The 20,413-nt window shown below is 66.5% G+C and carries 14 protein-coding genes; 8 read left to right on the top strand and 6 right to left on the bottom strand.

The window, feature by feature from the left end:
• The first annotated feature begins 21 nt into the window (after nt 1–21).
• From WT26_RS01920 to WT26_RS01895, 6 genes are read left to right on the top strand one after another with little or no spacing between them, the layout of a single operon-like run.
• Entirely contained in the window at nt 22–1,899 is a 1,878-nt protein-coding gene (locus WT26_RS01920; RefSeq protein ID WP_069272054.1) for an extracellular solute-binding protein, read from the top strand.
• Nucleotides 1,900–1,913: 14 nt separating this feature from the next.
• Nucleotides 1,914–2,972 carry a microcin C ABC transporter permease YejB gene (locus WT26_RS01915; RefSeq protein ID WP_069272053.1) on the top strand — a complete coding sequence of 353 codons (1,059 nt, stop codon included), beginning with the start codon at nt 1,914–1,916 and terminating at the stop codon, nt 2,970–2,972.
• Nucleotides 2,926–4,032 carry an ABC transporter permease gene (locus tag WT26_RS01910; RefSeq protein WP_069272052.1) on the top strand — a complete coding sequence of 369 codons (1,107 nt, stop codon included), beginning with the start codon at nt 2,926–2,928 and terminating at the stop codon, nt 4,030–4,032. The genes WT26_RS01915 and WT26_RS01910 overlap by 47 nt, the downstream gene beginning before the upstream one ends.
• On the top strand, nt 4,032–5,666 hold the full coding sequence (locus tag WT26_RS01905) for an ABC transporter ATP-binding protein (protein WP_069272173.1): 1,635 nt from the start codon (nt 4,032–4,034) through the stop codon (nt 5,664–5,666). The genes WT26_RS01910 and WT26_RS01905 overlap by 1 nt, the downstream gene beginning before the upstream one ends.
• On the top strand, nt 5,659–7,092 hold the full coding sequence (locus WT26_RS01900; RefSeq protein WP_069272051.1) for a TldD/PmbA family protein: 1,434 nt from the start codon (nt 5,659–5,661) through the stop codon (nt 7,090–7,092). Before WT26_RS01905 ends, WT26_RS01900 begins: the two co-directional genes overlap by 8 nt.
• Nucleotides 7,092–8,453 carry a TldD/PmbA family protein gene (locus WT26_RS01895; protein ID WP_069272050.1) on the top strand — a complete coding sequence of 454 codons (1,362 nt, stop codon included), beginning with the start codon at nt 7,092–7,094 and terminating at the stop codon, nt 8,451–8,453. The genes WT26_RS01900 and WT26_RS01895 overlap by 1 nt, the downstream gene beginning before the upstream one ends.
• A 33-nt stretch (nt 8,454–8,486) precedes the next feature.
• Here the strand turns inward: WT26_RS01895 and WT26_RS01890 are convergent, their stop codons facing one another.
• The gene (locus WT26_RS01890; RefSeq protein ID WP_045566063.1) at nt 8,487–9,356 is read right to left on the bottom strand and encodes a LysR family transcriptional regulator; all 870 of its coding nucleotides are present in this window, start codon (nt 9,354–9,356) and stop codon (nt 8,487–8,489) included.
• Nucleotides 9,357–9,508: 152 nt separating this feature from the next.
• On the opposite strand from WT26_RS01890, the gene WT26_RS01885 reads away from it, so the two are divergent.
• Entirely contained in the window at nt 9,509–10,672 is a 1,164-nt protein-coding gene (locus WT26_RS01885) for a multidrug effflux MFS transporter (RefSeq protein ID WP_231130429.1), read from the top strand.
• 142 nt (nt 10,673–10,814) lie between these two features.
• Nucleotides 10,815–11,393, top strand: a complete 579-nt coding sequence (locus tag WT26_RS01880) for an isochorismatase family cysteine hydrolase (protein WP_069272048.1) — start codon at nt 10,815–10,817, stop codon at nt 11,391–11,393.
• Nucleotides 11,394–11,667: 274 nt separating this feature from the next.
• Here the strand turns inward: WT26_RS01880 and WT26_RS01875 are convergent, their stop codons facing one another.
• The 5 genes from WT26_RS01875 to WT26_RS01855 form a co-directional block, all read right to left on the bottom strand.
• A complete protein-coding gene (locus WT26_RS01875; protein ID WP_155123031.1) occupies nt 11,668–12,144 on the bottom strand; it encodes a hypothetical protein in 477 nt (158 codons plus the stop codon).
• A gap of 16 nt (nt 12,145–12,160) precedes the next feature.
• Nucleotides 12,161–12,868, bottom strand: coding sequence for a DUF3142 domain-containing protein (locus WT26_RS01870; protein ID WP_069272047.1), 708 nt, complete (start codon nt 12,866–12,868; stop codon nt 12,161–12,163).
• A 7-nt stretch (nt 12,869–12,875) separates the two neighbouring features.
• The gene (locus WT26_RS01865; RefSeq protein WP_069272046.1) at nt 12,876–15,047 is read right to left on the bottom strand and encodes a hypothetical protein; all 2,172 of its coding nucleotides are present in this window, start codon (nt 15,045–15,047) and stop codon (nt 12,876–12,878) included.
• Between the two features lie 321 nt (nt 15,048–15,368).
• Nucleotides 15,369–15,701 carry a hypothetical protein gene (locus WT26_RS01860; protein WP_060252609.1) on the bottom strand — a complete coding sequence of 111 codons (333 nt, stop codon included), beginning with the start codon at nt 15,699–15,701 and terminating at the stop codon, nt 15,369–15,371.
• Between the two features lie 408 nt (nt 15,702–16,109).
• Complete coding sequence (locus WT26_RS01855; protein WP_080485598.1) at nt 16,110–20,399, bottom strand: S8 family serine peptidase; 4,290 nt, start codon at nt 20,397–20,399, stop codon at nt 16,110–16,112.
• Nucleotides 20,400–20,413 lie beyond the last annotated feature (14 nt).

Genomic DNA, 20,413 nt, shown 5'->3' with positions numbered 1-20,413 from the left:
GCGGCCACACGAAAATCGACGATGACAGTGTTGATGTTGCATGCGCGCTCGCTCGCGGCGCGCGTTGCCCGTGCGATTAGCGCGGCCGTGCTCGCGTACGGTGTCGCGACGGCGGGCGCGGCGGCGGCGCCGGCGATCGCGCAGTTCGGCCAGCCGAAATATCCGGCCGGGTTCACGCATTTCGACTACGCGAATCCGGATGCGCCGGACAGCGGCACGCTCGATTTCGAAAACTACGACGAAGCGCAAAGCTACGACTCGCTGAACCCGTTCCTCGTGCGCGGCTCGCCTGCGCCGGACATCAAGAACCTGATGTTCGACACGCTGATGCAGCGCAGCTGGGACGAGCTCGCATCCGAATACGCGCTGATCGCCGATGACGTCGAGGTCGCGCCCGACGGGCTGTCGGCCACGTTCCACCTCGATCCGGCCGCACGCTTCTCGAACGGCGACCCGATCACCGCGGCCGACGTCAGGTATTCGTTCGATACGCTGACGAGCCCGCAGGCGTCGCCGCTCTTCAACGCGCAGTTCGCGATCATCCGGCGCGCGGTGGTCGTCGACGGCCGCACGGTGCGCTTCGAGTTCAAGCACGCGGAGCGCGACGCCGCGCTGATCGCGGGCGACCTGCCGGTGTTCTCGCCGAAGTGGGGGCAGCGTGCGGACGGCACGCGGCCGCCGTTCGATCAGATCGCGAACGTGCCGCCGATCGCGAGCGGCCCGTACCTGATCGAGCAGCGCAAGAACGACAAGCAGATCGTCTATGTGCGCAACCCGCGTTACTGGGCGGCGAACCTGCCGTCGCGGCGCGGGATGTTCCGCTTCGCGCGCGTGTCGTTCAAGCTGTACCTGGATCAGTACACGGCACTCGAGGCATTCAAGGCCGGCGACATCGACGCGCGCATGGAATACAGCGCGACGCAGTGGGCGCGCAAGTACGTCGGCAAGAACTTCCGCAACGGCATGCTCGAGCGCGGCCAGTTTCCTGACGGCCCCGCGCAGATGCAGGGCTTCCTGATGAACATGCGCAAGCCGATGTTCCAGGACGTGCGGGTGCGCCATGCGCTTGCGCTGGCATTCGACTTCGACTGGATGAGCCGGATGATGTTCTACGGGCAGTATCGCCGTACCAACAGCTTCTGGGAGGCGAGCCCGTTCGGCGCGCGAGGCATGCCGAGCGAGAAGGAGCTCGCGCTGCTCGCGCCGTATCGCGCCGAGCTGCCGCCCGAGGTGTTCGGCCCGATGGTCCGGCAGCCGTCGACGCTGCCGCCCGGCTCGTTGCGCGCGAACCTGAAGCAGGCGCGCGACCTGCTCGCGCAGGCCGGCTGGTTTTATCGCGACGGCGCGCTGCGCGACGCGAACGGCACGCCGATGACGATCGAGATCATCGACGACCAGCCCGGCATGGACCGCCTGATCCTGCCGTACACGCAGGCGCTCGCGATGCTCGGCATCCACGCGTACCTGCGCGAGATCGACAGCGCGCTGTACCAGCGGCGCATGGACAACTTCGAGTACGACATGACGACGTACATCTACCTGCCCGTGACGATCCCGGGCGCGGAGCTGACGCGCCGCTTCGGCAGTGCGGCCGCGTCCGAGGTCGGTTCGGAGAACTATCCGGGCGTGAAGTCGAAGGCCGTCGACGCGCTGATCCGCGCGGCGCTCGCCGCCGACACGCTCGACGATCTCGAGACGGCCACGCACGCGCTCGACCGCGTGCTGATCAACCTTTACCTCCTCGTGCCGCAGTATTACCTGCCGAATGCGCGGATCGCGTACAAGACCACCATCGGGCATCCGGCCATCATTCCGGGCTCCTACTCGTACGAGGACTGGATCATCGACTACTGGTACCGGAAGCGGCCCGCGGGCGCCGCGCCGGTTGCCGGCACCTGACGGAGCGCGCGACGATGCTGGCATACATACTCAGGCGGTTGCTGCTGATGGTCCCGACGCTGATCGGGGTGGTGACGATCACGTTCGCGGTCACGCAGTTCGTGCCGGGCGGCCCGGTCGAACAGGTGCTCGCGCAGTTGCGCCACGGCAACGCGCATGGCGGCGAAATGGGCGGTGGGGGCGGCGGGGGCGGCTACCACGGCAGCCAGGGCGTCGACCCGCAGCAGATCGAGCAGATCCGCAAGCAGTTCGGCTTCGACAGGCCGCCGCTCGAACGCTACGTGCTGATGCTGAAGGCCTACGCGCGCTTCGACCTCGGCCAGTCCTACTTCGCGCACCGCAGCGTGTGGGCGGTCATTCGCTCGAAGCTGCCGGTGTCGGTCACGCTCGGGATGTGGACGGTGATCCTCACGTACCTGGTGTCGGTGCCGCTCGGCATCGCGAAGGCGGTGCGCAACGGGTCGCGGTTCGATACCGTGACGAGCGTGCTCGTGCTGGCCGGCTACGCGGTGCCGGGCTTCGTGCTCGGCGTGCTGCTGCTGATGCTGTTCGGCGGCGGCACGTTCTGGCAGGTGTTCCCGATGCGCGGGCTTACGTCCGACAACTTCGACGACCTGACGCTGATCGGCAAGGCGCTCGACTATCTGTGGCACATCGTGATGCCGGTGACGGCGTCGGTCGTCGGCAACTTCGCGATCGTCACGATCCTCACCAAGAACACGTTCCTCGAGGAGATCGGCCGGCAATACGTGCTGACCGCCCGCGCGAAGGGCGCACCGGAGCGCGACGTGCTGTGGAAGCACGTGCTGCGCAACGCCGCGATCCCGCTGCTGACCGGGTTGCCGGCCGCGTTCGTCGGCGCATTCCTGAACGGCAACCTGCTGATCGAGACGCTGTTCTCGCTCGACGGCATGGGGCAACTGTCGTACGACTCGGTGATCCGCCGCGACTATCCGGTCGTGCTCGGCTCGCTGTTCCTGTTCACGCTGATCGGCCTGCTGACCAAACTCATCGCGGATATCTGCTATGTCCTCGTCGACCCCCGTATCCAGTTCGACCGCCTGGACCACTGACCAGGCGCGCGCCGGCCAATCCGCGTCGCCGTGGCGGCGCACGTGGTTGCGCTTTCGCGCGCAGCCGCTCGGCTACTGGAGCCTCGTGATCTTCACGGTGCTGTTCGCGCTCAGCCTGGGCGCGGACCTGCTGTCGAACGACCGGCCGCTGATCGTGCGCTACGACGGGCACTATTACTTCCCGATCGTGAAGGACTATCCTGAAACGCAATTCGGCGGCGATTTCCCGGCGAAGACGAACTATCTCGATCCTTATATTCGCGAGAAGCTCGACGCGCGCGGCAACCTGTCGATCTATCCGCCGAACCGCTATCGCTACGACACGATCGACTATTTCGCGTCGCGGCCGTATCCGGCGCCGCCGTCGGCCAGCAACTGGCTCGGCACCGACCAGTTCGGGCGCGACGTGCTCGCGCGGCTGCTCTACGGGTTCCGGCTGTCGGTGCTGATGGCGTTCGCGCTGACGGTATCGGGCGTGCTGGTCGGCGTGCTGAGCGGCGCGCTGCAAGGCTTCTACGGCGGTCGTACCGACCTGGTCGGCCAGCGCCTGATCGAGATCTGGAGCGCGCTGCCCGACCTGTACCTGCTGATCATCTTCGCGTCGATCTTCACGCCGTCGCTGTGGCTGCTGTTCGTGCTGCTGTCGATGTTCGGCTGGCTCGTGCTGTCCGACTACGTCCGCGCCGAATTCCTGCGCAACCGCGCGCTCGACTACGTGAAAGCGGCGCGCACGATGGGGCTGACGAACGCACAGATCATCTGGCGCCACGTGCTGCCGAACAGCCTCACGCCGGTGATCACGTTCCTGCCGTTCCGGATGAGCGCGGCGATCCTGTCGCTGACGAGCCTCGATTTCCTGGGCCTCGGCGTGCCGCCGCCGACGCCGAGCCTCGGCGAGCTGCTGCAGGAGGGCAAGAACAACCTGGACGCGTGGTGGATCTCGATTGCGGCGTTCGCGGCGCTGGTGGTGACGCTGCTGCTGCTCACCTTCATGGGCGATGCGCTGCGCAACGCGCTCGACACGCGCACGCGCGGCTCGGCGTTCGGCGGAGGGCGATGATGACGAGACCGTTGCTGCAGATCGACGGGTTTTCCGCGCATTTCGGCGACCGGACCGTCGTGCGCGAGCTGAGCCTGTCGATCGGTCGCGGCGAGCGCGTGGCGCTCGTCGGCGAATCGGGGTCGGGCAAGAGCGTGACCGCGCTGTCGATCCTGCGGCTCGCGCAGCAGGCGACGCTGTCGGGGCGGATGCTGTTCGACGGCGAGGATCTGCTCGTGAAGACCGAGCAGCAGATGCGCGGAATCCGCGGCGCCGATATCGCGATGGTGTTCCAGGAACCGATGACGGCGCTCAATCCGCTGTATACGATCGGCAAGCAGATCGCCGAGAGCCTGCGGCTGCACGAGGGGCTGCGCCCGGGCGACGCGCGCGAGCGCGGGATCGCGCTGCTGCGGCGTACCGGGATCCCCGAGCCGGAGCGGCGCATCGACAGTTTCCCGCACCAGCTGTCGGGCGGGCAGCGGCAACGCGCGATGATCGCGATGGCGCTCGCGTGCCGGCCACGGCTGCTGCTGGCCGACGAGCCGACCACCGCGCTCGACGTGACGGTGCGCCAGCAGATCGTCGACCTGCTGATCGAGTTGCAGGAGCGGGAGACCGCCGCGCGCGGGATGGCCGTGCTGCTGATCACGCACGACCTGAACCTCGTGCGGCGCTTCGCGCAGCGCGTGGCCGTGATGGAGCGCGGCGTGCTCGTCGAGACGAACGAGACCGGCGCGCTGTTCGACGCGCCGCAGCATCCGTACACGCGCCGGCTGCTCGACAGTGCACCGCAACGGGCGGTCGAGTCGGTCGCCGCTGGCGCGCAGACGATCCTCGACGTGCGGCAGCTCGCCGTCGACTACCGGACCGCCGCCAGGGGCTGGCGCGCGGTGTTCGGCCAGAGCGCGTTTCGCGCGGTGCACGACGTGCGGCTGCGCTTGCGTCGCGGCGAGACACTCGGGATCGTCGGCGAGTCGGGTTCGGGGAAATCGACGCTCGCGTCGGCGGTGCTCGGCCTGCAGCGGCCGGCGTCGGGCGGGATCGAGATCGACGGCATGCCGCTCGCGTCGCTGCGCACGACGCAGGGCCGGCGCACGCTGTACGGGCGCATGCAGGTGGTGTTCCAGGATCCGTTCGGCTCGCTGTCGCCGCGCATGACGGTCGAGCAGATCGTCGGCGAAGGGCTCGCGCTGCATCGGCCCGAGCTGGCGCGCGCCGCACGCCGCGCACGGATCGCGTCGTTGCTGCAGGAGGTCGGGCTGCCTGCCGACGCGATGCTGCGCTATCCGCACGAGTTTTCCGGCGGGCAACGGCAGCGGATCGCAATCGCGCGGGCGCTGGCGGTGGAGCCGGAACTGCTGGTGCTCGACGAGCCGACGAGCGCGCTCGACGTGTCGATCCAGAAGCAGGTGCTGAATCTGCTGACGAATCTGCAGGCGCGCTACCGGCTCAGCTACCTGTTCATCACGCACGATCTGGCGGTGATGCGCGCGATGGCCCACCGGGTCATCGTGATGAAGGCGGGGCGCGTGGTCGAGGCGGGCGAGACGCTCGACGTGCTGCATGCGCCATCCCATCCGTATACGCGGGCGCTGCTCGCGTCGTCCATGCTGGCGCCGATGCGGGAACCCTACGAGAGGGCACATGATTGATGAAAGCTGGGCGCACGCCGCCCATGGATTGCGCAGCGACGCCGATTTCTGGTCGCTGCGCATCGTCGACGAGACGATCGACGAACACGCGGTGCGCAACGACGTCGCGCAGCCGTTTTCACGGGTGCGTGACCGCGGCGCGATGCTGGTCGCGTGGGCGGGCGCCGGCGCGGGCTATGCGGCGACCGCGAACCTGTCGACAGCCGGACTCCAGGCGGCGCTCGACGTCGCGACCGCGCGGGCACGGGCGAGCGCCCCGTGGGCGCTGGTCGATCATCGCGAGGCTGCGCGCCCGCAGGAGAGCGGCACGTATGCGTCGCCGGATGTCGACGCGGCACTGCCGTCGCGCGCGGAATGGATCGAGCGTCTCGCCCACGAATGCGCGGCCGCGAACCTCGGCGCGCGCATCGTCGAGCGCGCGGCGACTGTGTCGGTCACGCACACGGAGCAGCGTTACCTGACGAGCGACGGTGTCCGGATCGACCAGCGGTTCCGCTTCCTGATGCCGGAGCTGAGCGTCGTCGCGCACGCGAACGGCGACACGCAGACGCGCTCGCTCGGCCAATCGGGCACGCTGGCGCAGGGCGGCATCGACGTGCTGGCGCGCTACGGCTTCGACGGCGCCGGCGCGCGCATCGCCGACGAGGCGCTGCAGCTGCTCGCCGCGCCGAACTGCCCGACCGGCCGGCGCGACCTGCTGCTGATGCCCGACCAGATGATGCTGCAGATCCACGAGTCGATCGGGCATCCGCTCGAACTCGACCGGATCCTCGGCGACGAGCGCAACTTCGCCGGATCGAGCTTCGTCAGGCCGGAGATGGTCGGCCACTATCAGTACGGCTCGCCGCTGCTGAACGTCACGTTCGATCCCGAGCCGGCCGCCGAAGCCGCGTCCTACGCGTTCGACGACGACGGCACGCCGGCGCGCAAGCAGTACCTGATCCGCAACGGCGTGCTCGAACGGCTGCTCGGCGGGGCGCTGTCGCAGCAGCGTGCGGGCCTGCCGGGTGTCGCCAACTCGCGTGCGTCGAGCTGGAACCGCGCGCCGATCGACCGGATGGCGAACCTGAACGTCGAACCCGGCGACCAGTCGCTCGATGCGCTGATCGCGGGCACCGAGCACGGAATCCTGATGCGCACCAACACGTCCTGGTCGATCGACGACCATCGCAACAAATTCCAGTTCGGTTGCGAATTCGGGCAACTGATCGAGAACGGCCGGCTCACGCAGGTCGTCAAGCGCCCGAACTACCGCGGCATCTCCGCCCAGTTCTGGCGCAGCCTGCGCGCGGTGGGCGACGCGGGCACGTTCGGCCTCTACGGCACGCCGTTCTGCGGCAAGGGCGAACCGATGCAGGTGATCCGGGTCGGCCACGCCGCGCCCGCCTGCGTGTTCGCCGGCGTCGACGTATTCGGAGGCGCGTGATGACGGGATTCGATACGACGACGGCCGCCGCGGCGCTCGACTGGCGCACGCACTTTGCGCGGCTCGCCGACGAAGCCGGGCGGCTCAAGGCGCCCGGCGAGACGGTGCTGATGTGGTTCGCCGGCGAGACGACCGATTTCGTCCGCTTCAACCAAGGCCGGATTCGCCAGACCGGGCGCGTGGTGCAGGGCAAGCTGTCGGTGCGGCTGATCGACGGCGCGCGGCAGGCGAGCGCCACGTCGACGCTGGCCGGCGACACGGCCGCCGACCTGCCGGACCTCGCGGCGACGCTTCGCGCGCTGCGCGACGGGCTGCGCGACGCGGCCGACGATCCGCACCTGCTGTTCGATACCTCGTCGTGGCTGCAGGAAACGCGTCGTACCGGGCGCCTGCCGGATGCGGATTCACTCGCGCGGATCGTCGCCGAATGCGCGCGCGGGCTCGACTTCGTCGGCTTCTACGCGGGCGGCACGCTGGCGCGCGGCTTCGCGTCGTCGACCGGCAGCCGCGGCTGGTACGAGGTCGAGAACTTCAACTTCAGCTGGTCGCTGTACGACCCGAGCGGACGGGCGATCAAGACGGCCTATGTCGGCGACGACTGGGACGACGCGGTGTTCGCGCACAAGGTCGAGGCGGCCGCCGCGCGGTTGCCCGTGCTCGGCCGCACGCCGAAGGCGCTTGCGCCCGGGCGCTACCGCGCGTATTTCGCGCCGGACGCCGTTCACGAGATGACGAGCCTGCTCGGCTGGAGCGGCTTTTCGGCGCGCGCGGACCGGAGCGCGCGCAGCGCGCTGCACAAGCTGCACGCGGGCGAGGTCGCGCTCGATCCGCGCGTGTCGATCACCGAGGACCTGGCGCTCGACCTCGTGCCCGCGTTCAACGCGGACGGCTACCGGCGCGACAGCGTGCCGCTCGTCGTCGCGGGACGCAGCGCGGCGCGGCTCGTCGGCGCGCGCAGCGCCCGCGAGTACGGGTTGACGCCGAATGGCGCGGACGCCGGCGAGATGCCGCAGTCGCTGACGATCGCGGGCGGCACGCTCGCGGATGCCGACGTGCTGGCCGCGCTCGACACGGGGCTCTACGTCGGCAATCTCTGGTACCTGAACTTCTCGGACCCGATCGCCTGCCGGATGACGGGGATGACGCGCTTCGCGACGTTCTGGGTCGAAGGCGGGCGCATCGTCGCGCCGGTCGACGCGATGCGGTTCGACGACAGTTTCTACCGGCTGTTCGGATCGGAGCTCGAGCAGCTCGGCGCGACGCCTGCGCTGCAGTTGAACGATGCCGGCTGGGGCGAGCGCGCGACGGGCGGTGCGAAGGTGCCGGGCGCGCTCGTGCGCGCGTTTGAATTGACGCTGTGAGGGAAGACGGCGCTACCGGTCGGGCAGCGCGCCTCAACGCGCAAACGCGTCGGCAAGCGCGTCGACCACGACCCGCACCCGCGCCGTATGCGCCAGATCCTGGTGCAATACCAGCCAGGCTTCGTATGGCCTGGCGCGCTGCCGCTCGGGCCAGATGCGCACCAGCTCGGGGTCACGAAGCGCGAGGTAGGCAGGTAGCTCGCCGAGCGCGAGGCCCGCGCGCACGAACGTGGCCAGCATGAGACTGGAGTCCAGTTCGGCCACGACGCGCCCGTCGGTCATGGGTTCGCCGACCAGCGTGTCGTCTTGCCGTTGCGTGACGCCCGTCTGGTACCGGGCAATGTCGTGCCCGGCGAAATGGCTGCCGGGCCGGGGCTCGCCGAAACGCTCCAGATAGCGCCGTGTCGCGTAGAGCCCGACCTCCCAGCGCCCGAGCAGGCGCACGATCAGCTCGGGCTGATCCGGACGCGACGTGCGCACGGCGATATCCGCTTCGCGCCGCGCGAGATTGAGCACGCGCGGCGTGGTGCTCATGATCACCCGCACTGCCGGGTGGCGGCACTGCAAGTGCTCGATCGCCGGCACCACGAAATCCACCGCCAGCGCGTCGGTCGTGGTCACGCGCACCTCGCCGGCCGCCAGCGCGTCAGCGCCTTCGCTGCGCCGCTCGAACGAGATGGCCATGCATTCCATCGCCTCGGCCGTTCCCAATACCTGCTGGCCGCTGTCCGTCAGCGTGAGGCCGCCGGTCGTGCGCAGGAACAGGCGGCTGCCCAGGTCGCGCTCCAGGCTGCCCAGCCGCCGCCCCACCGTCGTCTGATCGACGCCGAGCTGCTCCGCCGCGCCGCGCAGCGTGCCGGCGCGATGCACGGCGAGAAAGATTCGGACGTCGTCCCAGTTCATGTTCACGGTCGAGGCTGCAAATTTGCAGATCATATCTGCGAATTCGTGCATTTTCACCTGTTCGACGGCTCCGTAACATGGCCCGCTCCTGTCCCAACCAAGCATGCCGGCGTCGCCGGCGTGCCCGGAGTTTCGTCATGCCACGACTATCGTTGATTCTCACCGTCGCGATGCTGAGCGCCTTCGGCCTGATCGCGTCGGATGTCTATCTGCCCGCCATGCCGGACATGTCCATCGCGTTCGGTATCGCGGACTGGCAGATGCCGCAATCCGTCTCCGCCTATCTGCTGGTGCTGGCGGCCGCGCAACTGGCCTACGGCCCGCTGTCCGACCGTCACGGCCGCAAGCCGGTCCTGCTGGCAGGCATCGCGCTCTACATCGTCGGCTCGCTGGGTTGTGCAGCGGCCGGCAGCTTCGCGGCCTTCCTGATCTGGCGCATGGTGGAAGCGCTGGGGGCCGCGTCGGGCCTCGTCATCGGCCGGGCCGTCATCGCCGACACCTGCGACAAGCGCATGTCCGCCAAGGTCTATGCGGTGGTTTATCCGCTCGTTTCGCTTTCGCCGGCGCTCGCACCGGCCATCGGCGGCCATCTTGCCGCGGCGGTCGGCTGGCGTGCCGACTTCCTGCTCGTCGCGGCATTCGGCGCGGCCGCGCTGCTGATGGTGCTCGCGTTGCTGCCCGAGACGCTTCCTGAAGGCGCGCGAGCCCGGACGTCGCCGTTCGCCGGATTTCGCGATGTGTTGCGTGACCCCGCCTTCCGCCGTTACACGCTCGTCGTCTGCGCGATCTATTGCGCGTGGTTCGTCTACCTGACGCAGTCGCCGTTCCTGTTCGCGCGGCAGGGGCTGAGCGAGGAACAATGCGGTTGGCTGTACCTGCCGCTGACGGCCGGCATCATCTCGGCCAACCTGCTGGCCAGGCGCTTGCTCGACCGTTGGCCCTACGATCGCATCGTCGCGGCCGGCATCGCCTGCTTCGTGGTCGGCGGCATCGCCTTTGCCGCCGCGGCCGCGTTTCGGCTTCAGGGCGTCGCCGCGGTGGTGCTGCCGATGTGCGTGGTCAGTCTGGCCAATGGGTCTTCGCTGTCGCTGGCCGTTTCGGGCGCGGTTGCGAGCGAGCACGGTCATTCGGCCACGGCATCGGGTCTCGTCGGCTTTTGCCAGATCGGCAGCGCGGCGCTGGTCGCGACGAGCGTGAGCGCGCTGTTCGGCACGAGTGGCAAGGTGCTCGCCGCGTCGGTTCTGGTGCTCGGGCTGCTGGCGCTCTCGGCATGCGTTCCACGACGTCGACATATGCGTTCGGCGGACCCGGCATGACGGGCGTCATCCAATGCAGTGCGGCAGAGTGCTTGGCCAAATACAATTCAAACGAATGGAACGATAATGACTGGCGTTCGCTGCATTCGACGTTCTCAGGTTATAGGCATGAACCGCGTGTCGACATAAAGGAGCAGTGCAAATGGAGGCAGTAGCGTTGCCGGCAATCGCGCCGGCGCAAACCGCGCTGCTCGTCATGCATTACCAGACCGACATCCTCGGCCTCTTTCCGTCGGTCGCGCCCGGCCTGCTCGCCAATACGCGCAAACTGTGCGACGCGGCGCGGGCCAAAGGCGTCGGCGTCTGGTTCGCGAACCTCCGGTTCAGCCCCGGCTATCCGGAAGTCAGCCCGCGCAACAAGAACGGCCAGGGCATCAGGCAGCTCGGCCTCTTCATCGACGACCGGACCGCGCCGGAATTAGGCCAGCAGGCGAATGAACCGCTCATCACCGCGCATCGCGCCAGCGTTTTCTTCGGCACCGATCTTGAAGTACGACTCTCCGCGCGAGGCGTCGATTCGCTGATCATGGTCGGCATCGCGTCGACCGGCGTGATGCTGTCGTCGATCGCCCACGCGAGCGACGCGGACTTCCGCCTCTTTACGGTCAAGGATTGCTGCTACGACCCGGACCCGGTGGTCCACGAGCACCTGTTCGCCACCGCCTTCGAATCGCGCACGACGGTGCTGTCGCTCGAGGACGCGTTGCGGCTGCTCGCCTAGGCGATCGACATCCGCGCTGAAGCAAACCCGGGCCGGTCGCGTGACGGATAGCTCGGTGCGCAGCAGACCATTTATGGCCGAACTCGGAGGTTCGACGCAGAGGTGCCGGTGCTGCGCTGACGACTCGATAGTCAACTTCCGTGGTCGACCCGAAACGGTCTTTCGACACCGCCTCGATCGGTCGGTCGTCGGTGGCATTGACGCAGCTTTGGGATTCCTCTACTGCAATCGATCTGAAGCTAAACGCACCGAGCGTTAAACCGCAGAGCAGGTTTCACGAATAAAGAGAGATCGACAATCCGAGGAAGTCCGGACCACCGAGCGTGCTCCCTTCCAATGAGTCGCCGCTATCAAGGGCTTTGGAGACGGCTGCGAAAATACTGCTCCGCTCAGCATTGTTTCTCAACACATGCCGAGGGCCGGAGTGAAAGATGTGTTGGGCAATCTCGAGCGCCGCCACGAAAACCGGCTCGCGAGTGATTGGAACCGACCTCCACGCTCCGGATTCATCTTGCACGGAGAAAGTGTCCGGTAGCGTCATGCCCGATGCCGATGGCAGATGTGATGCCACGACAAGGCCGAATGCTTCCGGAATGATGTCGACGAGTCTACGCATCGTCATATCATCTTCGACCAATGCTCGAACTCGCTTTTCGATTTCGTCATCGACGCACTCTTGGGCGCCCAGAATCTCGACTGCTGCGAGAATCGTGTTGATGGAAACAGGCTTCATTCCTTGGATTGATTTCATGGTTTGAGTAACGGCCCTAGCCATTGCGCAGGAATACGACATAACCGCGGAACCACGGGTTCGCCGCGAGGTAGGGTGGCGCATCCCATTCGCCGCCCTGGATGATGCCGATGCGAAACGGCAGCTGCAGCCGCGCGACGCGCGGGAGATAGGCCGCGTAGGTGGGGATCGTGCGGCGGCCCTGGTAGGTCTGCACGACGACTTCGTCGACGATCCCCCTGAGCTGGTTGACCTGGTCGGTATCGATGCGGCTGCTCCAGTCGAGCAGCCCCGTGATGCTCAGCCGGCAATCGGCGGGCAGCGTTTCGCGCAGCGTCTGCAGGAATGCGAGGTAGTCCTGCAGGTGGCGCGTGCGTGCATCGAAGTCGATCTGGATGCCGGTGATCGTGCGGCCCGATGCGCGCCAGCGCTCGAGCTGCGCGAGCATGATCTGCGTGACGCGCGGCGTCCAGCGCAGCGTGTGCGCGCGATAGACGAGCCACACGCGCGCATGCGGCGCGGGCGGCAGCGCGACGCCCTGCGCGATCACGCGTACTTGCGACTCGTCCCGCGGCGATGCCTCGATCTGCCCTTGCAGCACGTAGACGGCGCGGGCGCCGTGCACGACCGCCTGCGGCTTCACGCCTGCCCACAGCCAGAACGTGTCGTACCGCGCGGCATCGACGGTGCCGGCCAGCGCGATGCGCGCACAGAGCAGCAACGTGGTGCACAAGATGCGCTTCACGCCGGGTTCACCAGTAGTACTTGAGCGTCTGCGCCCACTGGCTGCCCGGATAGGCTGACTTCAGCGTGTCGAACCAGCGCTTGCGCACGTTCTTCGGCACGTCCTTGCCGCCGCATTCGTTGGAGCCTGCCGGCGCATAGCATTTGATCGCCCGATAGAGTGCGTAGGCCCGGTCGTTCGGGTTCGCCTGCGTATCAGCCATCACCGTCACGTAGCTCGACATCCGCTCGTACGGCTTGCCCTTGAACAGTGACGGCGCACTCCCGAGCGTCGGCGGCACACGCGTGGCGCTGCCAGGCGCGGGGCCGGCAGCCCACGACGGCGTCGAATATTCGTCGAGACCCGCAGCGGGCGGATGGCGGCGCACGAAATCGGCGAGGCAGTTCAATCCCTTCGCATCGGCCGGATTCTGCTGAAGCGTCGCCGCGATGTCGCGCGCGGACGGGCATACGTAGCCGTCCTCGTTCCTGGCGCCGGGCAGGGTGAACGGCTTCAACGCGTCGGCGGGCGCCTCGGGCACCAGTGCGACGTCCGCGACGAAGTCGGCGTAGTGCCCGCGCGTGAACTCCTTGTACAGCAGCGTGTACAGCGCGGTGTCGCGCAGCGCGCCGCCGGCCGCCGGGTTTTGTGCCTGCGCGCGCAGCAGGTCCGCATTGGCGGCGCGCCGCAGCAGCACGGCGCGGATCGCGGCGTTCTGCACGGGCGAATCGTCGGCGAACGCGTCGTTGACGAGCCCGGCCTGTTCCAGGTTGATCGCGAGCGCGAGTTCCAGCGCCTCGCGCTGGAAGCGGAATTTCGCGAGCGGGATCAGGTCGCGCCACAGCTGGCGCGCCTTGTCGGCCTGGCCGCTATCCTCCAGCGCGAACCCGCGCAGCGCCTGCTGGCTCAGGCCGAAGTAGTCGAGCGGTTCGGCGGGCGCCTGCGGCAGCAAGGCGAGCGCGGCGTCCGGCTTGTGCCCGATCTGGACGTACCAGGTGGCAAGCAGAAAATCGTAGAGCGCGGGCATAGCGGCGAATCTCGGCTTCTGCGCCTGCAGCTCGTCCAGGGTCAGCGGCTTGCCGCGGCTCGAATCGCTGTTGTCCGACGTGCGCATGCGCAGCAGGTCGACGGTCGCGAGCACGGTCGGCGACTGGATCTGGCGCGCGTCGAATTCCGGGCCGAACAGCAGCTTGCTGTCGAGCTCGTTCGCCAGCTGGATCAGCGGCACGTTCGACGTCGCCGGCGACCAGCGCGCGAGCGCGTGGCCGTACAGGTCGGCCTGCTGCGTGACGTTGCCGCCGAGCCACGCGACCCGCCGCAACAGCCCGTTCGCGGAGGTCGCATAGCGTCCCTGCGGATAGACCTTCAGGTAGGTGCGAAACACCGTATTCGCGGCGTCGAGCGACACCTTCGTCACGCGGCCGAGCGACGGCGTGGGGTTGTCGTTGTCGAACACGTTGGCTTGCGCGGCGTTCAGCTGCGCGCGCCCGGCCATGTAGAGCCCGGTTTCCTTCAGCCACGGGTTCGCGCTGTGCGACGCGTTCGCGAAGGCCCGGGTCGCGGTGAGGAAATCGGCGCGGTAGAACGCGTTCGTGCCGTCGAGGTACGCGGCGAACTGCTGGCCGAGGGGGGACTTGACCGGCGGTTTCGTCCACGCGGCGCTCGCGCCGCCGGCGGAGCAGGTCTTTTGGGCGATTTCGACGCGCGCGGCGTGCAGGCGTGCGGCTTCGTCAGCGGGGAGGTCCTTGGCGGCGTTCAGTGCGTCGTTGAACGCGTCGGCGCCCGAGTTCATGCTGCGGCAGATGCTGCCTTCGCCGTCGGCGTATCGATTCGATGGGGCGGCGGCGTCCGACGCGTTGCCAGCCGTGTCGGGCTCCTTCTGCCCGATGTAGATCCACCCGGAGAAGTCGTACGAGAAAGGCACGATGATCCGGTTTACCCGGTCTGCCGGCGGGATGGTCTTCGGGTCCGGGAAGAGTTGCGCGACCTTGGCGCTATCGACCATCATCAGCATCGCGTTGATGCGCGTGTCGTTGGCAGGGGTCAGGATCGGCATGCCTCCGCATGAGTAAGTGTTCTGCCGGAGCGTGACGGGCGAATAGCAACTTTCGTCCGAGCTGGCGTGGGCATGGGAGACGCAAAGCAGGCTCGCCGTCAGCGAGGCGATCAGGTTTCGGTGCAGCAACGTGGTTTTCGGCATTGTTCTTGTGCTGGGGGAGTCGGGCGGATTCGAGGATTTCGGCCATGGGCTCGAAGCCGCTTTTGTTGGGCTTGCTTGCTCGGGGGAGCAAGGGCAAAGGACTTGATTTTATTGAATGTGGATTGTGGCTAGTAAGAGCGTGAACTGAGGGGGGCGGTTAGGCCGCGCCGGAGACTGTGTGCAGCCGCGCGGAACTCCGTTCTCGACGTGTTTCGAGAGCAGGGAAAGGCCGCCGTTGCATCTCCACGATCACGTCAGCATGTTACCCTGCTCATCGCCCATAGCCGGTCAGGTCCGAGTGCAAATCGTCATCTTACAAGGTCAGGGGCCGTCATTTCGCGGCGATCTTTGCCGCGGCTTGTACTTCTTGTCACTCGTGAATCGGATAGTCTCATCGCTGAGCATCTCATACAGCGCCTTCCGCACCTCAACTTTATCGGCTTCCCTCAAAGGCTGTCCTCCCTCCAGAGCTGAAATGATTGCCCCTTCCTCGAGATCCTTTTCGGTCAATGAGAGGGCGTAAAAGATTCGAAGCTTTGTCTCGATGCGTTTCTCTTTACGCTCGTTCTCCCCGGAGGTTTTTTGCTGCTGCCAAATTAGCGACAAGAGAGCAACTACGAGTGCCGCAAACTGGACCCACGTTGCGATTGTCATACTCGTTACCTCCAACTCGATGAGCAGTCCGCAGAATGAAGCTTCCGCAGGGAGTTGACAGCGCGAATCCTACAGCCTGCTTCACTTGCCTACTTGCCGTTGCCACCGATGCAGGACACGTCGACAGCGGCGCGGATGAGCGGTCTGAACGCGCCCGCGTCGACTTCCACCTGATTGAGCATGCCAATTTCGCGACTTGATTCCTCCTTCCGGATCAGAAAGCGCGCGATGCCGGTAACGTCACCAACGCATCCCGCGTTCGACGACGACGGGCCGGTGTAAATCGACCCGGCCGCAAATGCGACCGGGCCGTCAATGCCCGATCTTCGCGATACACCGTTCGGTTCCTCAACCGAAACGATGATTGAACGGCACTACGCGCCAAACGGGCGTTCTTTCAAGCCTGGGTCAGCACACATTCACCAGTGCCGGGCCGACGCTCGAGCCGATACCTGCGATGTTCTGCTGCGGCGACCAGTTGAAGCCGTCGTAGGTCGAGAACCAGACACCCTGGTCATCGACGACGCCCTTCCAGGCCATGAACACCTTGCCAGCATAGACGGTCAACGAGGGGCCGAAGCTTGTGCCCACGCCGGGCACGTTTTGCTGTCCCGACCAGCCGCTGCCATCAAACGTGGCGAACCAGATGCCCTGATCGTCGTCCATGCCCTTCCACGCAGCCATGACCTTGCCCTGGTAGACGGTGAGTACCGGCCCGACGCTGGAGGCCACGCCGGGAATCTGTTGCTGTGGCGCCCACCCGTTGCCATCGTAGGTCGTGTACCAAAGGCTTTGGTCGCCGTCGACGCCTTTCCACGCCATCAACACCTTGCCCTGATAGGCCACCACGGAAGGCCGCTCGTTTGTGCCGACACCTGGCACATTCTGCTGTCCACTCCAGCCCAGGCCGTCATAGGTGGCGAACCAGATCCCCTGGTCGCCCTCGACGCCTTTCCACACCATGAACAGGCGCCCCCCAAAGTTGGTCAGTGACGGACCCACGCTGCTGCCGACACCGGGGATGTTTTGCTGCGGTGCCCAGCCATTGCCGTCATAGCTGCTGAACCACAGGCGCTGATCTCCCGCGATGCCTTTCCACGCCATGTGGATCTTGCCGTCGAAGAGCGCGAGCGTCGGGCCGATATCGGTGCCAACGCCGCCCACGTTACGTTGCGGCAACCAGGCGTTGCCGTAGAAGCTGGTGAACCAGATGCCCTGGTCGCCTTCGACACCTTTCCACGCCATGAAGGGCGGTTGCGTGAGCGCCAACGCCGGCCCAACGCTGGTGCCAACGTTGTTGACGTTCTGCTGGGGCGCCCAGCCGTTGCCGTCGAAGGTGGTGAACCAAATGCCCTGGTCGCCTTGCACTCCTTTCCACGCCATCAGCAAGGCGTCGCCCAGTGATACGAGCGACGGGCCCACACTGGTGCCCACGCCCGCGATGTTTTGCTGAGGGGCCCAACCGTTGCCGTCGAAGCTGCTGAACCAGATGCCTTGGTCACCTTGCACCCCTTTCCAGACCATGTATAGCCGTCCTTCGAAAACAGCCAGGGCGGGGCGGAAGCTCGTGCCGACACCGGCAATATTCTGCTGTGGCGACCAGCCGTTGCCGTCGAACGTCGAGTACCAGATGCCTTGGTCTCCGCCCACGCCCTTCCACGCCATCACGACGTTGCCGTTGAATGCAGCAAGCGCCGGACCGACGCTGGTGCCCACGCCGCCGATATTCTGCTGTGGCGCCCAGCCGTTGCCGTCATAGACAGAGAACCAGATGCCCTGGTCTCCGTCCACCCCCTTCCATGCCATCACGACCTTGCCGTTGAACGTAGCGAGAGCGGGACCGACGCTGGTGCCCACGCCAGCGATGTTCTGCTGCGGCGCCCAGCCGTTGCCGTCGTAGACGGAGAACCAGATGCCTTGGTCGTTCTCGACGCCCTTCCAGGCCATGAGTGTCCCGCCGTCGAACTCGGCGAGTGCAGGGCCAACGCTGGTGCCCACGCCGGCGATATTCTGCTGCGGCGACCATCGGTCGCCATCGAAGGTCGAGAACCAGATGCCCTGGTCGCCGTCGACGCCTTTCCAGGCCATGACCGCATTGGTGCTCGTTGGGAATGGCGGCGAGTAGCTGCACGAGCCTGCAGGCGCCGGGCAAACCGTGGCCGAGGCCGGAGAGACGATGCCGTTGATGTAGTAGGCGTAGCCGGCAGGCGCCGCCCCTTGCGTCGAGACGATGAAGTTGTTGTTGTCGTCGAAGTAGTTTAGGTAGACAGTCTGGCAATTGGGCCCGCAGCCGTCGCATACCTCCGGGTTGACCAGATTCGCCTGTGGATCCACCGCGGTCTCGGCCATCTCGTGACTGAGCACTTGCGCGTAGCTGCCTGCGGCATCCGACAGCGTCAGGCCGGTGCCGAACAGATTGATGAACATGTAGGGCAGATCGGCTTTCGAGTGATAGCCGCCGACGCCGTTGGACGCAAGCGCATCGGTATTGAGCATACCCACCGGGTTCAATACGACGACGCAATCATTCGAACCAAGGCCATTGGTGTTCGCGATCGTATTGACCCAGCCCTGCAGCTGGCTGTCGTTGTACTGATTGCTCGGCAAGGTCACGGCGAGCTGCAGCACGTTGGGGGACACCGACATGCTGTTGTTGCCGAATTGCGACGCATATTCGCAGATTGGTGTGCGGGCCAATGTTGCATAGGCAATCGCAGTCAACATGTCGGCGTTGGGCACGGCAATCGCTTGTCCAGTGTCTTGTGCCGTGAACGTGATGTTGGCGAAGTAGAGCGTGCCGTTGAACAGTGGATCGCGCAGTGTGACACCGGTGGACGGCAGCAGGTCCAGATCGAACAACTCGGCGATCCGAGCCTTGAAGCGGGTCTCGGGCAGGGCGTCGACGTCGCCGCGCGTCCGGATGCGGTGTAGGTGCTTCAGTACCGATGGAGGAACCAGGCTCAGCAAACCTTGCGTGGGCTCCTCCCGGGGCAACAGGTCGGGCGCGAGCCGTTGCAGATGGCGGGCATTCTTCATCGCCCGGGTAACGGATATGCGTTCGACGTGCTGGCCGGGACGCTTTGCAAGGGTGTTCGATGCGAGGGGCAATTTCGCTAGCAGCGTGGCGCCGTCCGGGCTACCCCAGCCGGTGACCGCATCGAAGCCGACGCCGGCCGAATAGCCCGCCGCCGTGCCCGCGGCATTGCTGCCCACGGTGATGTCTTTGCAGCTGACTGCGCCGAGCGGTTGGCCGTTGGTGTTCGGATTGGCCTGATACAACAACGGCGTCAGGAAGCCGACCGGCTTGCCCGCCTGCCGCAGGCGTGCGATCAACGCGGCCCACAGTGGCGTGGCGGCGCTGGTTCCGCCCGATACCTGCGGCGTGTTCTGCGCCACCATGAAATAGCCGGTGCCGCCGGCCGCGTTCGCGGCCACGTCGGGCACGATGCGGCCGGCCGGCGCGTGCGGATTGACCGACGGAATGTTGGCGGTTTGCCAGCTCGGCCGCGGGTTCATCGCACTGACACCGCCGCCGGTGCTGCCGCCCTGATCGCGACGCAACCCATCACCCTCGAACCACACCACCTCGCTGCCGGTCGTCCGCATCAGTGTGGTGCCGCCGACCGACAGCACATACGGGCTGGAGGCGGGGAAGCTGACGTGCGCCTGGCCGTCCGCCACCTGGTCGTCCGAGCCGTCGTCGCCGCTGGCCGCGCACACGGTGATGCCGACGGCCGCCAGCTCCTTCAACGTCGCGTTGATCTCGTCGATCGCCTGCTGCGTCCAAATGTCCTGGCCTTCGGCCAGTCCGTAGCTGACGGATAGCACCGACAGCGTCGCGTTGTCCGCGATCGCGGCGTCGAGAATGTCGACCCAGCCTTTCTCGGTCCACTGGCTGAAGTAGACGACGATGTCGGCCTTGGGACACACGCCGGCAATCACCTCGACGTCGAGCATGGTTTCACCGATAGCGTCGGGGTCGTTCCTTTGCTGCGGCGGCAGCACATGGACATTCTTCACTGCCACGCTGGGGGTGGCGGGCAAGCCGCTCAGCTGCACGAAAAGCTGCAGGTCGCGGGGGAGATACTCCCCGCCGAACTCCAGGATCCCGATGGTCTGACCGGCGCCGTCGCCGGCCGGGAACCGGTAGGCATCGGCAAGTTCCTGCGGCAGGTACCACGACCGCGTCTTGGCCGGCGGTAGCGCCTCGGCGGCCTGCAGTTCCATCAGCTTGCGGTGCTTGATCATCGGGCGGGAATCCAGCCCGAACACGCCGGTGACAATGCCGTCGAGCGAATGCGGGATGTGGATGTCACCGACGCGGCCGCGGTAGAGCCACTTGTCGTGCTTGACCCGAAACAGTTGCACGCCGAACGCCTTCTCCATCGCGTCGACAGGGCCGGCGACCTGCACGGCGCGTGTTGCTGTGCTCTTGGACGTCACCGTCAAGCCAAAGGTAGTCAGCACCTTTTCGACAGTGTCGAGATCGCCGGCTTCGGCCCCATACTTGCTGGCCAACTCGTCATAGCTCATCGCCTGGCTGGGTACCGGCTCCGGCAGGGGTGTCTTACGGCGCACCTTCACCGTGACTTCGCACCACTCGTGACCACCGGAACGGCCCAACACCTGAGAACCGGGGCGCGGGTAACGTCGTGACCCCTTGAGCGGAAGATAGGAATCTGCACTGCTGGCAACCATGATTCGTCATCCTT

The organism is Burkholderia cepacia, from assembly GCF_001718835.1.
Classification (GTDB): domain Bacteria; phylum Pseudomonadota; class Gammaproteobacteria; order Burkholderiales; family Burkholderiaceae; genus Burkholderia; species Burkholderia cepacia_F.
This window is presented reverse-complemented; position numbering and strand designations above follow the sequence as displayed.

Coding starts and splice junctions, on each gene's coding strand:
- WT26_RS01860 (WP_060252609.1), bottom strand. CDS start 15,701: ATGACAATCGCAACGTGGGTCCAGTTTGCGGCACTCGTAGTTGCTCTC.
- WT26_RS01855 (WP_080485598.1), bottom strand. CDS start 20,399: ATGGTTGCCAGCAGTGCAGATTCCTATCTTCCGCTCAAGGGGTCACGA.
- WT26_RS01900 (WP_069272051.1), top strand. CDS start 5,659: ATGATTGATGAAAGCTGGGCGCACGCCGCCCATGGATTGCGCAGCGAC.
- WT26_RS01905 (WP_069272173.1), top strand. CDS start 4,032: ATGACGAGACCGTTGCTGCAGATCGACGGGTTTTCCGCGCATTTCGGC.
- WT26_RS01880 (WP_069272048.1), top strand. CDS start 10,815: ATGGAGGCAGTAGCGTTGCCGGCAATCGCGCCGGCGCAAACCGCGCTG.
- WT26_RS01890 (WP_045566063.1), bottom strand. CDS start 9,356: ATGAACTGGGACGACGTCCGAATCTTTCTCGCCGTGCATCGCGCCGGC.
- WT26_RS01875 (WP_155123031.1), bottom strand. CDS start 12,144: ATGAAATCAATCCAAGGAATGAAGCCTGTTTCCATCAACACGATTCTC.
- WT26_RS01895 (WP_069272050.1), top strand. CDS start 7,092: ATGACGGGATTCGATACGACGACGGCCGCCGCGGCGCTCGACTGGCGC.
- WT26_RS01910 (WP_069272052.1), top strand. CDS start 2,926: ATGTCCTCGTCGACCCCCGTATCCAGTTCGACCGCCTGGACCACTGAC.
- WT26_RS01865 (WP_069272046.1), bottom strand. CDS start 15,047: ATGCCGAAAACCACGTTGCTGCACCGAAACCTGATCGCCTCGCTGACG.
- WT26_RS01915 (WP_069272053.1), top strand. CDS start 1,914: ATGCTGGCATACATACTCAGGCGGTTGCTGCTGATGGTCCCGACGCTG.
- WT26_RS01920 (WP_069272054.1), top strand. CDS start 22: ATGACAGTGTTGATGTTGCATGCGCGCTCGCTCGCGGCGCGCGTTGCC.